Source organism: Streptomyces sp. NBC_00454 (assembly GCF_041434015.1).
Taxonomy (GTDB): Bacteria; Actinomycetota; Actinomycetes; order Streptomycetales; family Streptomycetaceae; genus Streptomyces.
This window is the reverse complement of the sequence record NZ_CP107907.1, coordinates 5,089,602-5,104,433: the sequence shown is the minus strand read 5'-3', so window position 1 is coordinate 5,104,433 and position 14,832 is coordinate 5,089,602. Positions and strand designations below refer to the sequence as shown.

14 protein-coding genes are annotated in these 14,832 nt (G+C 71.6%); all 14 read right to left on the bottom strand.

The annotated features are described in order from the left end of the window. Positions 1 to 11: 11 nt before the first annotated feature. Complete coding sequence (locus OHU74_RS23705; RefSeq protein WP_371617755.1) at positions 12 to 629, bottom strand: DNA-binding response regulator; 618 nt, start codon at positions 627 to 629, stop codon at positions 12 to 14. Then, entirely contained in the window at positions 626 to 1,756 is a 1,131-nt protein-coding gene (locus tag OHU74_RS23700; protein ID WP_371619783.1) for a sensor histidine kinase, read from the bottom strand. Before OHU74_RS23700 ends, OHU74_RS23705 begins: the two co-directional genes overlap by 4 nt. A gap of 77 nt (positions 1,757 to 1,833) precedes the next feature. Next, positions 1,834 to 2,589 (bottom strand): ABC transporter permease, encoded by a 756-nt coding sequence (locus OHU74_RS23695; protein ID WP_371617754.1) that lies wholly within the window; start codon positions 2,587 to 2,589, stop codon positions 1,834 to 1,836. Next, positions 2,583 to 3,554, bottom strand: coding sequence for an ABC transporter ATP-binding protein (locus tag OHU74_RS23690; protein WP_371617753.1), 972 nt, complete (start codon positions 3,552 to 3,554; stop codon positions 2,583 to 2,585). Before OHU74_RS23690 ends, OHU74_RS23695 begins: the two co-directional genes overlap by 7 nt. Before the next feature lie 166 nt (positions 3,555 to 3,720). Further along, positions 3,721 to 5,730, bottom strand: coding sequence for a hypothetical protein (locus OHU74_RS23685; protein ID WP_371617752.1), 2,010 nt, complete (start codon positions 5,728 to 5,730; stop codon positions 3,721 to 3,723). 411 nt (positions 5,731 to 6,141) lie between these two features. Further along, positions 6,142 to 6,525, bottom strand: a complete 384-nt coding sequence (locus OHU74_RS23680; protein ID WP_371617751.1) for a DUF6113 family protein — start codon at positions 6,523 to 6,525, stop codon at positions 6,142 to 6,144. Further along, positions 6,522 to 7,418, bottom strand: coding sequence for an N-acetyl-1-D-myo-inositol-2-amino-2-deoxy-alpha-D-glucopyranoside deacetylase (mshB, locus tag OHU74_RS23675; protein WP_371617750.1), 897 nt, complete (start codon positions 7,416 to 7,418; stop codon positions 6,522 to 6,524). The genes OHU74_RS23680 and mshB overlap by 4 nt, the downstream gene beginning before the upstream one ends. A gap of 69 nt (positions 7,419 to 7,487) precedes the next feature. After that, complete coding sequence (locus OHU74_RS23670) at positions 7,488 to 7,682, bottom strand: hypothetical protein (RefSeq protein WP_330298396.1); 195 nt, start codon at positions 7,680 to 7,682, stop codon at positions 7,488 to 7,490. Between the two features lie 358 nt (positions 7,683 to 8,040). Continuing rightward, on the bottom strand, positions 8,041 to 9,102 hold the full coding sequence (locus OHU74_RS23665) for an ABC transporter ATP-binding protein (RefSeq protein WP_371617749.1): 1,062 nt from the start codon (positions 9,100 to 9,102) through the stop codon (positions 8,041 to 8,043). Continuing rightward, positions 9,095 to 10,069 carry an ABC transporter ATP-binding protein gene (locus OHU74_RS23660; RefSeq protein ID WP_371617748.1) on the bottom strand — a complete coding sequence of 325 codons (975 nt, stop codon included), beginning with the start codon at positions 10,067 to 10,069 and terminating at the stop codon, positions 9,095 to 9,097. The genes OHU74_RS23665 and OHU74_RS23660 overlap by 8 nt, the downstream gene beginning before the upstream one ends. Positions 10,070 to 10,081: 12 nt before the next feature. Then, positions 10,082 to 11,095 carry an ABC transporter permease gene (locus tag OHU74_RS23655; protein WP_371617747.1) on the bottom strand — a complete coding sequence of 338 codons (1,014 nt, stop codon included), beginning with the start codon at positions 11,093 to 11,095 and terminating at the stop codon, positions 10,082 to 10,084. Continuing rightward, positions 11,088 to 12,011 carry an ABC transporter permease gene (locus OHU74_RS23650; RefSeq protein ID WP_371617746.1) on the bottom strand — a complete coding sequence of 308 codons (924 nt, stop codon included), beginning with the start codon at positions 12,009 to 12,011 and terminating at the stop codon, positions 11,088 to 11,090. The genes OHU74_RS23655 and OHU74_RS23650 overlap by 8 nt, the downstream gene beginning before the upstream one ends. 30 nt (positions 12,012 to 12,041) lie before the next feature. Further along, positions 12,042 to 13,673, bottom strand: a complete 1,632-nt coding sequence (locus tag OHU74_RS23645) for an ABC transporter substrate-binding protein (protein ID WP_371617745.1) — start codon at positions 13,671 to 13,673, stop codon at positions 12,042 to 12,044. Positions 13,674 to 13,814: 141 nt separating this feature from the next. Next, positions 13,815 to 14,741, bottom strand: a complete 927-nt coding sequence (locus OHU74_RS23640; protein ID WP_371617744.1) for a GNAT family N-acetyltransferase — start codon at positions 14,739 to 14,741, stop codon at positions 13,815 to 13,817. Between the last annotated feature and the right edge of the window lie 91 nt (positions 14,742 to 14,832).

Below are 14,832 nucleotides of genomic sequence, written 5' to 3'. Positions count from 1 at the left end.
ACGGACACCGCCTAGAGCCAGCCCTTCTCGCGGGCCACGCGCACCGCTTCCGCCCGGTTGCGGGCCGCCAGCTTCTGGATGGCCGTCGAGAGGTAGTTGCGGACCGTGCCCTGGGACAGGTGGAGTCGGGCGGCCAGTTCCGCGTTGGTCGCGCCCGACTCCGCCTCGCGCAGGACCTCCCGCTCGCGGTCGGTGAGGGGATTGGCGCCCTCCGCCAGGGCCGCCGCCGCCAGGGTGGGGTCGATGACGCGCTCGCCCGCCAGGACCTTGCGCACGGCCGCCGCGAGCTGCGCGGCCGGGGCGTCCTTGACCAGGAACGCGGAGGCCCCCGCCTCCATCGCTCCGCGGAGGTAGCCGGGGCGGCCGAAGGTGGTCAGGATGACGATCCGCAGGGCCGGGAGGGCCACCCGCAGGGCCGCTGCCGCCTCGATGCCCGTCATGCCCGGCATCTCGATGTCCAGCAGGGCGACGTTCACGTCGTGGTCGCGGGCCGCCGCCACCACCTCGTCGCCGCGCGCGACTTGGGCCAGGACCTCGATGTCCGGCTCCAGGCCGAGGAGGGCCGCCAGCGCCTCGCGGACCATGGACTGGTCCTCCGCCAGGAGGATGCGGATCGGGCGTGGGCTCATGAGGCAGATCCTAGGGGGACGGGAACGCGGGCCTGGAGGCGGAAGCCGGTCTTCCCGGCCACGCCGGCGGTCAGGGTGCCGCCCACCGCCGCCAGGCGTTCCCTCAGGCCCGTCAGGCCGTTGCCCGCGGCGGAGGGGCCGCCGGCGCCGTCGTCGGTGACCGTCAGTTCGGCCATCCGTCCGGCGAGGGTCTGGGTGGCTGCGAGGCGGACCGTGCAGCGCTTCGCGCCGCTGTGCCGGACCACATTGGTGATCGCCTCGCGCAGCGCCCAGGCGAGCGCCGACTCGATCTCCTCGGGGAGCTCCAGCTCCTCCACACCGTCGGCGGGGAGGTCCGCCAGGATTCCGGCCGCCGTCAAAGCGGTGCGCGCACCCGCCAGTTCGCCCGGCAGCGTCGCCCGCCGGTAGCCGCTCACGGCCTCCCGCACGTCGACCAGGGCCTGCCGGCTCACCTGCTCGATGTCCGCCACCTGACGGGCGGCCGCCTCGGGCTGGTCCGGCAGCATCCGCCCGGCCAGCTCGCTCTTCAGCGTGATCAGCGACAGCGAGTGCCCCAGCAGGTCGTGCAGGTCCCGGGCCATCCGCAGCCGTTCCTCGTTGGCCGCGAGCTGGGCCACTGTGGCCCGCGCCTGGCGCAGCTCTATCGTGGTGCGGATCATCGCGCGGACGCCGATCATCGCGAAGCCGCCCATCAGGGACGGGATCAGCAGGCCGGCCAGGTACTCGTCGCCGTCCGGGACGGCGTTGGCGGTCACCGCGAGCAGCGCGGTGGCGCCGGGGACCGTCCAGCGGGAGATCTCCCCGGGCAGTGCGGCTCCGGAGGAGATGGCCACGTAGACGAAGAGGACGAGCCATTCGCGGCCGAGGGTCAGGGACAGCAGGGTGGCCTGGGCGGCCAGGACCGACACGGAGAGCACGACCCGTCGGACCGGCATCGGCCGGGCGGTGCGCAGGACCAGGATCAGGTACCAGGTGACGAAGGCCGCGAGGCCCAGGCCGCCGAGCACCCGGGCCCCGGTGCTGTGTCCGCCGCGGACGAGGTCGACGACGGGGGCGCTGAGGTAGAAGAGCCACAGGCCGGTCCACGTCAGCTTCACGGCCTTGTGGCGGCGGGTCTCCGGCCGCATTCCGATCCGGGGGCCGCCGGGCCCCTGGATGTCCGCCTCGTCGGCTCTGTACCGCGCGTCGGTCACGCTCGTCACCGTCATGCCTTCAGGGAGTCCTTGCGGTACAGCCAGGCGGCGGCACCAGTGAACAGTACGAAGTACGCGACGAGGATGGCCACGTCCTTGGCGTGCGGCGCGCCGCCCAGCTCGATGGCCTGGCCGAGGCCGGCGTAGGCGTGGGTGGGGAGCCATTCGCAGATGTTGCGCAGCCACTGCGGGAAGTTCGCGGTGGGCATCCACAGGCCGCCGAGGATGGAGAGGCCGAAGTAGAAGAGCATGGTGATCGGGCGGACGGTGTCGCCGCTCGCGAGGTAGCCGAGGGCCACGCCGAGGGCGGCGAAGACGAGGCTGCCGGCCCAGATGGAACCGGTCAGGGCGAGCCACTGCCAGAGTTCGAAGCGGACCCCCTTGACTCCCGCGGCCACGGCGAAGACCACGAGGATCGCGGGGAGCGAGAGCACTCCGGCGCTGGCGGTCTTGGCGAGGACGTAGCCGCGTCCGGGCAGGGAGGTCAGGCGCAGCTGGCGGACCCAGCCGGCCTCGCGCTCCTTGGCGATGCGCTCGCTGTTGCCCATGAGGACTGCGGTGAGGGCGCCGAAGGAGGCCATCGCCACCATGTAGAAGGCGGGCATGGTCAGGTCCGTGCCCATGACCTTCGTCGTGCCGTTCAGCGTGCCGCCGAGCATCAGGAAGAGGGCGGCCGGGTAGAGCACGGTGAAGAACAGGTACTTCTTGTTGCGCAGGGCGCGGGTGATTTCGAGCTTGACGAGTTTCGGCGTTCCAGTGTTCAGCATGACGCGTTGGCCTCCTCGGCCTCGGTGAGGGCGATGAAGGCCTGCTCCAGGCCGAGGCCCGCGACCTCCAGATTGCGGGGGTAGGCCCCCAGGGCGTACACGGCGTGGACGGTCGCGTCGGCGTCCGTCGACTGGAGGCGGACGGTGTCGCCGTGCCGCTCGTAGCCGGTGAGGTAGGGGAGTTGGCGCAGGGCGAGCTCGTCCACCGAGCCCGGGGCGAGGTCGAAGGCGATCCGGCGGGCGCCGGCCTTGGCCTTGATCTCGGCGGCGGTTCCGTCGGCGAGGAGCCGGCCCTTCTGCAGGACCAGGACCCGGTCGGCGATCGCGTCGGCCTCTTCCAGGTAGTGCGTGGCGAAGAGGACGGTGCGGCCCTGGGCGGCCTGTTCGCGCATGGTGGCCCAGAAGGCCTGGCGGGCGGTGACGTCCATGCCGGTGGTCGGCTCGTCGAGCACGATCAGGTCGTTGTGGCCGGCGGTGGCGAGTGCGAAGCGCACCCGCTGCTCCTGGCCGCCGGAGAGCTTGTTGACCATCCGGCCGGAGATGTCGGCGACGCCGGCGAGGGAGAGCACCTGGTCGACCGGGTAGGGCCGGGGGTGCAGGGCGCAGGTCAGCGCGACGAGTTCGCGGACGGTCACGTCCTCCATGAGGCCGCCGGTCTGGAGCATGGCGCCGACCCGGCCGGCCGCGATGGCCTCGCGGGGGGTGGTGCCGAAGAGCCGGACGGATCCGGAGTCGGCGGGGCGCAGGCCGAGCAGCAGGTCGAGGGTGGAGGACTTGCCGGCCCCGTTGGGGCCGAGGAGGGCCACGGTCTCGCCGGGGTGCAGCTCGAGGCTGAGGCCGTCGACCGCCCGGACCTGGCCGTAGCTCTTCGTCACGTTCTGGAAGCTCACCACGGCGCTGCCGGCGCCCTGTCCGGCTGCGGGCCCTGTGGCGGCGCCGGTCTGCGTCGCGCTCTTCGTCTTCATGGCTCAAGCTTCGCCGGGACGGGGGTCCCCCCGGCAGTGTCCCGCGTCGTGGGAGCCGCATGACAGATGTCATGCGGCCGGGGTGACGGGGATGTGCCGGAGCCCCTCCCCGGTGACCGGGAAGGGGCTCTGGACTGCGTGGTGCGGGCTGCGGATTGGCCGCGGATCAGCTCGGGTTGGTGTCGATGACCGCGCTCCGCTCGGCGGCCGTCTTGCCGCGCAGGGCCTTGCCGAGGGCCACGGCGACGTCCTGCGGGGTGACGGCCGTCTTCTCGCCGGTGCCGCGGGTGATGAGGATGCCGTCGAAGGTGTTCCCGTAGGTCGCCTTGAGGGCTTCCAGGTCGTACTTCTCGACCAGGTGGCCGTCCACCGCCTGCATGCTGAGGATCTTGGGCAGGGACTTGGGCCCGAAGGGGAGGAACTTGGTGCCCGCCTTGACCGTGGCGGGGGCGGACATCGCGGGTTCGGCGAAGTCCTTCATCGCCCGGTCCAGTTCGGCCTTGTCGATGACCGGTTCCTTGGTGGCGGAGGGGAGTTCGACCGGGGTGGCCTTGCCGGTGGCGACCATGTCGCGGAAGGCCTTGGTGACCAGGTCGGCGGAGGCGCCCACGTCGAGGGTGGTGCCGGCCTTGCCGGGTACGGCGACGGCCTTGCCGGTGTCGAAGGTGATGGTGCCCTCGGTGGCCGAGCCGGCGGTGCCGGCCAGCTCCTGGAGGGCGACCTGCAGCTTCTCGTCGTCGACGGGCATGACGGCCTCGGCCTCGCGCGCGCTGCCGAAGAGGGAGCCGATGACGGTGACGGGGTTGTAGTCGCTGCCGGCCGCGTTGCGGACGGTGGTCTGGCTGTCGAGGCTCAGGCCGGCCTTCTCGGGCTTCAGCTCGACCTGCTTGCCGCCGACGGTGAGCTGGATGGGGCCGGCGGCGCGGTTGCCGAAGGCCGTCTGGAGCTTGGCGACGGCCTCGTCGCGGGTGCCGCTGATCTCGATGCCGAGGACGGTGGTGCCCTTGGGGACGTCGGAGTGGTTGAGGAGCAGGCCCGCGCCGTAGGCCACGCCGAACAGCGAGACGGCGGCGCCGACGAGCAGGAACAGCTTGCTGCGGCCCTTCTTCGCGGGCCGGGCGGGGGCCTTGGCCTTCTTCGCGGGCGCCGGGGCGGGCACTTCCTGCAGCGGGTCGGGGCCGGGGAAGGCGGACAGGTCGGGGCCGCGGTCCACGCCCGGGGCGGGACCGGGTCCGGGACCGGGCGCGGGGTACGCGGCTCCGGCGCCGAGTTCGGGGCCGGGCCAGCGGGGCTCCTGCGCCTCGCCCACGGGTACGGTCCCCAGCGCGGGCCCGCCGGTCGGACCGGCCGGTCCTGCCGGGCCGGGGCCGTACGGGGGCATCCCCTGGGTGGTTCCGACTCCTGTTCCGGCTCCGGGGCCGGTTCCGACTCCGGGGCCGCCGGGGCGGTGACCCGCGGGCACGGCGAAGCCGGGCCCGGCCGGGTGGGGAGCTCCCTGGGCGGGGGCTCCGGAGCCGGGGCCGTACGCGGCGCCGGGGCCGGCCGGCAGGGCGGGGGCTCCGGGGCGCTGCGCGGAGCCGGGGCCCTGCGCGGGGCCCTGGCCGTAGCCGGGTCCCTGGCCGGGGCCCTGGCCGTAGCCCTGACCCGGGGCTCCCTGGCCGGGGGCTCCCTGGCCGGAGTACTGGCCGGCGTTCTGGCCGGGGCCCGCGGGACCACCCGTACGGGGACCCGTGCCCGGGCCGGGGCCGACGCCGGAGCCCATCGCGGCACCGGGGCGCGGGCCGGCCGGAGGCTGGGCGAAGCCCTGTGCGGGAGTGTCGTAGCGCGGGGCGGAGTTCCCCCCGGCCGGCGCTCCCGCCGCCGGGCCGCGGCCCTGGGCCTGGCCCGGCGGCGGTGTCGGCGCCGGTGCCGGTGACGCCGGGCCCGGACCGGCCTTGCGCGGCGCGAACCAGTTGCTGGCCGGCTCGTCGGCGTTGGCCGGGGCCTCCTCGGCAACGGGTGCCGGGTCGGCGGCCGGTGCGGGCTCCGGCTCGGCGGTCTCGGGCATGGGCGTGCGGACGACCACGGGCGGAATCGGCCGCGATCCGGGGATGTTGATCCGGATCCGGGTCGTCAGGGTGGTCTCCGTTTTCGGCCCGTCGGAATCGGGCGTGGACGGCTTGGCAGGCGTAGTCACAGAACTCTCCTCCGGGGCGGTCGCCGCACCAGGACCATTCGGCACAGTCGTGGACGGATACTGGCCGGTTCCATACGGCGGCGTACCCGAGGGGTAAGCAGCTCCACCGCGCCCGTTGGGCCCGGAGGACGAACTGTCGGTTGGACGACTCAAGGCAGGTTCTCCCGGTTGGCTCCGCCGCCCGTCATACCGTGCGCGGGCAGCTCGGCGGCCCGTCCACCATACTGGCCGCCGCCCGCACGTACCCGACCACCGGGAACGAAGGGTTCCCCTTGGCCCCCTTCACGCCCCCTCGAAGGGCCCGTCGAGCCCCCTGGAGTCGCCGTCCGGGTGTCCGCCGGTTGGACTCCGACCCTCTGTCAGGCGCCTGACACGCAGCTAGTCAGGGCGCCGGGCGGTTCGGACGGCCCGTCACCGGGCAGGCCTGGCGGCCGAAACCACTCGGTCCCCCGGCCCGCTGATCGTGGCGCACATCACAGCGAGCACCACGCCACCCAAAAGGTAGACGTACATGCCGATTCCGGACGAACTGAGCAGGAAGTCCCCTTCCGGCCTGGGGGCGCTGAGCACCACGTAGGCGAGGAACCAGCCGATCGCGCCCGCCCCCACCCCGATGCCGGTGCCGAGGGCGATCCGGCCGCCGAGGAACAGTCCGAAGAGGGCGAGCAGGGCCAGCAGCAGCCCGCCCGGGAACCACAGGTCCACCACGAGCCAGCCGGCCGTGCCGGTCAGGGCTCCGGCCACCAACAGGCCCAGCAGGGCGGCGATCCGCCCGGGGGTCCACGTACGGGTCATGCCCGCACCCCCGCGAAGAGGTCCCGCTCGCGCTCGCCCGCCGGTGCGCCCGGACGGCCCGAGGCCAGCTCGTAGTACTCGCGGGTGAACAGCGGCTGCGCGAGGTCGTTCGAGAGCGCGAAGAAGGGTCCGTCCACGGCGATCTGGGTGGCGTGGGCCCGCATCGCGGCGGACTTCGCGGCCACCAGCGCCTCGTCGGCGTCGATCTCGGCGGTGATCCGCTCGTCCGCCACCACGCCCGGTACGTCGTCCGGTTCGGCCAGCCCGGGGAAGGGCGCCTTCGCTCCGGCCGCGCGCAGCCGGGCGAAGCCCTCCTCGACGACCGAGCGCGGTACGCGGTTCCAGTAGAGCTTCTCGACCGTGTGCGGCGCGCCCAGGTCCCGGCGGTACGCGGGCTCCGCGGCCAGTTCGGCGGCGCGGGTGGCGACGCGGTGGGCCTGGATGTGGTCGGGGTGGCCGTAGCCGCCGTCCGGGTCGTAGGTGACGAGGACCTGGGGGCGGAGCTCGCGGATCACCTCCACGAGGTACCCGGCGGCCTCGTCCAGGTCGGCGGACCAGAAGGCGCCGGGCCGGCGGTTCTGCTCGGCGCCCATCATCCCGGAGTCCCGGAAGCGGCCGGGGCCGCCGAGGAAGCGGTGGTCGGAGACGCCCAGTTCACGCATCGCGGCGGCGAGCTCGCCGATGCGGTGGGTGCCGAGGGTGTCGTCGCGGTCGGCCGCCAGATGGGCGAGACCGGGCGGGATGACCTCGCCCTCCTCGCCCAGCGTGCAGGTGACCAGCGTGACGTGGGCGCCCTCGGCCGCGTACTTGGCCATGGTGACGCCGTTGTTGATCGACTCGTCGTCCGGGTGCGCGTGCACGAGGAGGAGCCGACGGGCGGGAAGACCGTTCATGGGGGCAAGACTACGAGGGCCGGGCGGCCCGGCCCCACAAGGCGGCGCCCCCGCGGCCGGAGAGGCGGCCTACAGCTTGAGGCCGCTGATCATGCTCGCCACGTTCGAGGTGAGCTGGGAGAGCGTCGGAGCCACCGTCGAGCTGGCCAGGTAGAAGCCGAGCAGCACGCAGACGGCTGCGTGACCCGCCTTCAGGCCCGAGCGCCGGACCAGCAGGAAGACGATGACTGCCAGTAGCACCACGGCCGAGATCGATAGTGCCACGGCGTTTCACCTCCACGTCGAGCGGACATCGGTACGCGTATTCGCAACTCGCTGCTCGGCAGAGTCATACCCACCGTGCGCTACGGATCATAACTTTCCGTACCAGAGCATGGATCGATTCCGGCAGCACGAGGGGCGCACGCCGCGCATGCCCGGGGTCACGAAAACGCCGGACGGGGAGGCGGTACGCCTCCCCGTCCGGCTGTCGGCACCCGCACGGCCGTACCGGAACCAGGCTGCCCGGCCCATATCTCGGGGCAGAAACGGTCAAGTTGCCTACATGTAAACGGGGTTGGGGAACCGTTCGGCGCTGTGGCCGGAAATGAGCGCTACCGCGGGCCAGAGCTCCGGCCCCGGATCAGTCCTTCGTCAGGGGTCCCGCCTTCGGCGGTTCCTCCCCCGGCGGCGGAACGGCCCGCTTTTCGGATGCGAAGTGACAGGCCGAGGGGTGGGCCGTCGGGCCGCCCGGAAGGAAGGAGGGGATCTCCAGGAGCGGGACCTCGCTCGCGCACCGCGCCTCGGCCTTCCAGCAGCGGGTGCGGAAGCGGCAGCCCGAGGGCGGGTTGGCCGGGGAGGGGACGTCGCCGGAGAGGATGATCCGGTCGCGGTGGGCGCGGGCCCTGGGGTCCGGGACCGGGACGGCGGAGAGCAGGGCCTGGGTGTACGGGTGGGTGGGGTGGTCGTAGATCTGGGTGTCGGTGCCGATCTCGACGATCCGGCCCAGGTACATGACGCCGACCCGGTCGGAGATGTGGCGCACGATCGAGAGGTCGTGCGCGATGAACACGTAGGAGAGGCTGAACTCGCTCTGCAGCCGCTCCAGCAGGTTGATGACCTGGGCCTGGACGGAGACGTCGAGCGCGGAGACCGGCTCGTCCGCGACGATGATCTCCGGCTGGAGCGCCAGGCCGCGGGCGATCCCGATGCGCTGGCGCTGGCCGCCGGAGAACTGGTGCGGATAGCGGTTGATGTACTCGGGGTTGAGACCGACCACGTCCAGCAGGTCCTGGACCTTGCGCCGCCGGTCGCCCTTGGGGGCCACCTCGGGGTGGATCTCGTAGGGCTCCCCGATGATGTCGCCGACCGTCATCCGGGGGTTGAGCGAGGTGTACGGGTCCTGGAACACCATCTGGATGTTGCGGCGCACGGCCTTGAGGGCCTTGCCGGAGAGCTTGGCGATGTCCTCGCCCTTGTAGGTGATCGCGCCCGACGTGGGGCGTTCCAGGTTGACCAGCATCTTGGCCACGGTCGACTTCCCGCAGCCCGACTCCCCCACGATGCCCAGGGTTTCGCCGGCCCGCAGGTCGAAGGAGACCCCGTCGACGGCCTTGACCGCGCCCACCTGCTTGCGGAAGACGATGCCCTGGGTCAGCGGGTAGTGCTTGACCAGGTCCCTCACCTCGAGGATCGACTCAGCCACCGAGGCACTCCTTCCAGAAGAAGCACGCGCTGGCGCGGTCCGGTCCGACCTCGGCCAGCGGCGGTACGTCGGTGCGGCAGGCGGCCCGCGCCATCGGGCAGCGCGGGTTGAAGGCGCAGCCGGGCGGGATGGCGAGCAGGTTGGGCGGCAGGCCCTTGATCGCGTAGAGCTCCTGGCCCTTCTGGTCCAGGCGCGGGATGGAGTCGAGCAGGCCGCGGGTGTACGGGTGTGCGGGCGCGGCGTAGATCTCGTGGACGGGGGCCGACTCGACGATCCGGCCGGCGTACATGACGGCGATCTTGTCCGCGACGTCGGCGACGACGCCGAGGTCGTGGGTGATGAGGATCAGGCCCATGTTGAGCTCGCGCTGGAGCTCCGCGAGGAGGTCCATGACCTGGGCCTGGACGGTGACGTCCAGGGCCGTGGTCGGCTCGTCCGCGATGATCAGCGAGGGTTCCAGGGCCATCGCCATGGCGATCATGATGCGCTGGCGCATGCCGCCGGAGAACTGGTGCGGGTAGTCCCCCACCCGTTCCCTCGCGGCCGGGATCTTCACCCGGTCCATCAGCTCGACGGCCTTGGCCCGGGCGTCCTTGCGGGACATCCCGCGGTGGACCTCGTACATCTCGCCGAGCTGCGCGCCCACGCTCAGCACCGGGTTCAGGGAGGACAGCGCGTCCTGGAAGATCATGGCCATCTCGGCGCCGCGGACCTTCCTGCGCTCCTCCTCCTTCATCTTCAGCAGGTCCTTGCCCTTGAAGAGGATCTCGCCGCCCGCGATGCGGCCCGGCGGCATGTCGAGGATGCCCATCACGGCCTGCGCGGTGACCGACTTGCCCGAGCCGGACTCGCCGAGCACGGCGAGCGTCTCCCCCTCGTCCACCGAGTAGTTGACGCCGTTGACGGCCTTGGCGACCCCGTCGCGGGTCTTGAACTCCACGTGCAGGTCGCGCACTTCGAGCAGCATGTACGGGGCTCCTCAGCGCAGCTTGGGGTCGAGGGCGTCGCGCACCGCGTCGCCGAGCATGATGAAGGCGAGCACGGTGATGCTGAGCGCGCCGGCCGGGTAGAGCAGCATGTGCGGGGCGTTGCGGATCTGCGAGGCGGCGTTGGAGATGTCGATGCCCCAGGAGACGGTCGGCGGGCGCAGGCCGACGCCGAGGAAGGACAGGGTGGCTTCCAGGGCGATGTAGGTGCCGAGCGCGATGGTGGCGACGACGATGACGGGCGCGATGGCGTTGGGCGCCACGTGCCGCAGCAGCATCCGGCCGTTGCCGGCGCCGAGCGCCCGCGCCGCCTGGACGTAGTCGTTCTGTTTGGCGGTGATGACCGAGCCGCGGGCGATGCGGGCCAGTTGGGGCCAGCCGAGCAGCACGATGAAGCCGACGACGGGCCAGACGGTGGTGCTGGTGACCACCGACAGGAAGACCAGGCCGCCGAGGACCACGGGGATCCCGAAGAAGATGTCGGCGACCCGGGAGAGCAGTGCGTCGCCCCAGCCGCCGAAGAACCCGGCGAGCCCGCCGAGCGCGGAGCCCAGGAGGGCCGCGCCGAGGGTGGCGCAGACGCCCACGGTGATGGAGGCGCGGGCCCCGTAGACGGTACGGGTGTACACGTCGCAGCCCTGGGTGTCGTAGCCGAAGGGGTGGCCCGGGGAGGAGCCCTGCTGCGATTTGGACAGGTCGCACTTGAGCGGGTCCCCGCTCGCGATGAGCTGGGGCCAGATCGCGATGACGACGAGGAAGAGGATGAGCAGGGTGGAGACGACGAAGACGGGGTTGCGGCGCAGCTGGTGCCAGGCGTCGGACCAGAGCGACCGGGCCTTCTCGGCGGGTCCCGCGGGGCCCGCGCCGGCGGGGTTCCCTGCGCCCGGCTCCAGGCTCTCGGCCTCTTCCAGCGCGAGGTCCATGGCTCCGCCCTGTCCGGTGGGTGCGATGACCTCGTGGGGTCCGGGCTGGAGCGGATCGTAGGCGGGGCGCTCGGGCTCAGGCATAACGGATCCTCGGGTCCAGGACCGCGTAGAGCAGGTCGACGAGCAGGTTCGCCAGCAGAAAGACGATGACGAGGATCGTCACGAAGCCGACCACCGTCGGGGAGTTGTTGCGCAGGATGCCCTGGTAGAGCTGGTAGCCGACGCCGTGGATGTTGAAGATCCGCTCGGTGACGATGGCCCCGCCCATCAGGGCGCCGATGTCGGTGCCGATGAAGGTGACGACGGGGATCAGCGAATTGCGCAGCAGGTGGCGGGTGACGACCCGGCGCCGGGGCAGGCCCTTGGCCACGGCGGTGCGGACGTAGTCGGCCTTGACGTTCTCCGCGATGGAGGTGCGGGTCAGCCGGGTGACGTAGGCGAGGGAGACCAGCGCGAGGACGATGCCGGGCAGGATCAGCTCGTTGAAGGGCGCGTCAGGGGAGACGGTGGGCCGTACCCAGCCCCATTTGACGCCGAAGACGAACTGGAGGAGGTAGCCGGTCACGAAGGTCGGTACGGAGATCACCACGAGGGTGAGCACCAGCAGGCTGGTGTCGATGGACTTGCCGCGCTTGAGGCCGCTGATCACGCCGAGGGTGATGCCCACGACGATCTCGATGGCGATCGCGACGATGGTCAGGCGCAGGGTCACCGGGAAGGAGGTGGCCATCAGCTCGGTGACCTTCTGCCCGTTGAAGGCCGTGCCGAAGTCGCCCTGGAAGATCTGCCCCATGTAGTGGAGGTACTGCTTCCACAGGGGCTGGTCGAGGTAGAGGTCCTTGCGGATGCGCGCGGCGGTGGCGGGGTCGGGGGCCTTGTCGCCGAAGAGGGCGGCGACGGGGTCACCGAGGGCGTACACCATGAAGAAGATCAGGAACGTGCTACCGATGAACACGGGGATCATCTGGAGCAGTCGCCGGATCACATAACGTCCCATGGACTGCTCCAGGATCGATCCGACGGAGGGTCAGCTGACCTTGATCTGGTCGTAGACGGGGACGCTGAACTGGTTGAGCGCCACCTCGGAGATGCGCTCGGAGTGGCCGGCGCTGCCGTTCTGGTACCAGAGCGGGATCGACGGCATCTGGGCGGCGAGGACCTTCTCGGCGTCCTGGAACTTCGTGATCGCCTTGGCCGGGTCGCTCTCGCGGTTGGCCTCGTCGACGAGCTTGTCGAAGTCCGGGTTGCTGAACTTGCCGTAGTTCGAAGAGGAACCGGTGTAGTACAGCGGCTCCAGGAAGTTCTGGATCAGCGGGTAGTCGGCCTGCCAGCCGGAGCGGAAGGGGCCGGTCAGCTTGAAGCTGCTCTGCTGGTTCCTGAAGTCGGCGAAGGTGCCGACCGGGTTGACGGTGCAGACCGGACCCTCGCCCAGGGCGTTGTTGATGCTGTTGCAGACGGCGTCCATCCACTCGCGGTGCGAGCCGGTGTCCACGTTGGAGGTCAGCGAGACCTTGCCCCCGGGCAGTCCGCCGGCCTCCTGGATGAGCTTCTTGGCCGCCGCCGGGTCGAAGGAGCAGGCCTCGCCGCAGGCGGTGGCGGAGAAGCCGCCCTTGTCGCCGAGGGCCGGGGAGGTCCAGTCCTTGGCGGGGGTGCGGGTCTCCCGGAAGATCTGCTTGGTGATCTCGTCGCGGTTGATCGCCATCGAGATGCCGCGGCGGACCTTCTCCATGCCCTCCTTGCTCCACTGCGGGTCGTACAGCGGGAAGGTGAGGGTCTGGATGATGAGGGCCGGCTGGTTGATGTAGCGGTCGCCGAGGTCGTTCTTGACGTTCTTGAGCTGCTGCGCCGGGATGTCGTCGACCAGGTCGAGGTTGCCGGAGATCAGGTCGGTGTAGGCGGTGTTGTTGTCGGTGTAGACCTTCAGGTCCACACCGCCGTTGACCGCCTTGTCCGCGCCGGTGTACCCCTCCCACTTGCGCAGCTTCATGCCGGTGCCCTTGGTGTACGAGTCCACCGTGTACGGGCCGTTGCCGACGGGCTTGGCCAGCCAGCCGTCGTGGTCGGTGAAGAAGGACTTGGGCAGCGGGGAGAACGCCTGGTAGCCGAGGGTCTCGGGCCAGGTGGAGAACTTCTCCTTGAGGGCGACCGTGAAGGTCTTGGCGTCCTTGACCACCAGGCCGGACATGGTCTTGGCCTTGGGGTCGCCGGTGGCCGGGTGCACGTCCGCGTAGCCGACGATGTCGGAGAAGAACGGCGAGTTGTTCTGCTTCTTGGTGACGTCCGCGCCGTAGTTCCAGGCGTCCACGAAGGACTGGGCGGTGACGGGCTCGTCGTTGCTGAACTTCCAGCCGTCCTTCAGCGTGATCGTGAAGTTCTGGCTGTCGGTCGTCTCGATCTTGTCGGCGACCATGTTCTTGGCCTCGCCGGTCTTCGGGTCGTACCGCTTGAGACCCCGGAAGAGCATGTCGAGGACCTTGCCGCCCTGCACCTCGTTGGTGTTGGTGGGCTCCAGCGGGTTCTGCGGGTCACCCCACGAGGAGCTGATGATGCCCGCCGCGCCACCGCCTCCGCCGCTGTCGCTTCCGCCGCCGCAAGCCGTCGCCGCGAGGGCTACGGCCGCCGCACATGCGGCCCACTTGGCGTGGGTGGCTCCGCGCATGGAGTGCCTCCTACTGGATCCCAAGACTCACTTAGGGCCCAATGTCACCCTATGTGGGGTCCCGTACACGCGTCGTTGGACCGATTGCACCCTCGCGTCCCCCGGCTGTCACCCCTCCGAGTGCAAAGTGGGCCCCGGCGGTCACAGCTCCAGCTGCCAGGTGTCCACGGCGTAGTGCACCCCCATGCCGTGCGCCTCGTACAGCGCGAGCGCCCCGGTCTCGTTGCCCGTGTCCACGCCGAGGCCGACCGTGGTGCGGCCGCGCGCGGCGTAGGCGGCGAAGCCGTGGCGGAGCAGGAAGCCGCCGACGCCCCGGCCGCGCACGTCCGCCCGTACGCCGAGGTGGCTGAGCCAGCCCATGCTGGTGCGGTCGTCCCGGGTCAGCAGGACGCCCACGTCGCCCCGGCCGGGCAGGGCCGCGATCCACACCAGCGACCAGTCCAGGCCGCGGCCGTCGATGTGGTCCAGCCAGGGCTCGTACGGGCGCTCCACGTGGCCGAAGTGCTGGGCGAAGGTCTCCTCGATCAGGGCGTGGGCCCGGCGGCGCTCGGCCCCGTCCCCGTCGCAGGGGCGCAGGGTGAGCCCGGCGGGGGCCGCCGGGGGCCGGTCGGCGGCGGGGTCCAGGGCGCGGGTCATCACCTGGTAGCGGCGGACCGTGCGGTAGCCGCGGGCCGGGAGCAGGGTGGTGTCCAGGGTGGGCTCCACGTTGAGCTGGAGCCGCAGGGAGCCGCCCGGGGCTCCGGCGGCCAGTTCCCGGGCCCGGACCTCCACCAGCTCCAGCAGCCGGCGGGAGACCTCCCGGCGTCCCGGCAGGACGTAGTGGTCGGAGTCGATCCGGCCGGGCCCGGAGTCGGCCCAGACCAGGGCGTAGGCGATGAGGCGGCCGCCCTCGAAGGCCAGCCAGGAATCCCTGGCCAGGTCCACGTCGGGGTGGTGCAGATCGGCCTCGACGGCCGCGAGATCCGTCTCGGGGCGGCCGATCTCGATCACGTCGACGGCGTTGAGGAGCCCGCAGATGTCCTCGGCGTCTCCGGGCCCGGCGGGCCGTACGGTCAGCATGTCGGTCATCACACCACCATCGGACCGGGCGGCGCCGCCCCGCAACCGCCTTTCCGCGCGGCGGCGGTGGACCTCCCCGGTCACGGCACCGAACGCCGAA

Excerpts from the sequence above, each read along its gene's own strand:
- OHU74_RS23705 (WP_371617755.1), bottom strand. The coding sequence starts at position 629 with ATGAGCCCACGCCCGATCCGCATCCTCCTGGCGGAGGACCAGTCCATG.
- OHU74_RS23700 (WP_371619783.1), bottom strand. The coding sequence starts at position 1,756 with ATGCGGCCGGAGACCCGCCGCCACAAGGCCGTGAAGCTGACGTGGACC.
- OHU74_RS23695 (WP_371617754.1), bottom strand. The coding sequence starts at position 2,589 with ATGCTGAACACTGGAACGCCGAAACTCGTCAAGCTCGAAATCACCCGC.
- OHU74_RS23690 (WP_371617753.1), bottom strand. The coding sequence starts at position 3,554 with ATGAAGACGAAGAGCGCGACGCAGACCGGCGCCGCCACAGGGCCCGCA.
- OHU74_RS23680 (WP_371617751.1), bottom strand. The coding sequence starts at position 6,525 with ATGACCCGTACGTGGACCCCCGGGCGGATCGCCGCCCTGCTGGGCCTG.
- mshB (WP_371617750.1), bottom strand. The coding sequence starts at position 7,418 with ATGAACGGTCTTCCCGCCCGTCGGCTCCTCCTCGTGCACGCGCACCCG.
- OHU74_RS23660 (WP_371617748.1), bottom strand. The coding sequence starts at position 10,069 with ATGCTGCTCGAAGTGCGCGACCTGCACGTGGAGTTCAAGACCCGCGAC.
- OHU74_RS23655 (WP_371617747.1), bottom strand. The coding sequence starts at position 11,095 with ATGCCTGAGCCCGAGCGCCCCGCCTACGATCCGCTCCAGCCCGGACCC.
- OHU74_RS23650 (WP_371617746.1), bottom strand. The coding sequence starts at position 12,011 with ATGGGACGTTATGTGATCCGGCGACTGCTCCAGATGATCCCCGTGTTC.
- OHU74_RS23645 (WP_371617745.1), bottom strand. The coding sequence starts at position 13,673 with ATGCGCGGAGCCACCCACGCCAAGTGGGCCGCATGTGCGGCGGCCGTA.
- OHU74_RS23640 (WP_371617744.1), bottom strand. The coding sequence starts at position 14,741 with ATGACCGACATGCTGACCGTACGGCCCGCCGGGCCCGGAGACGCCGAG.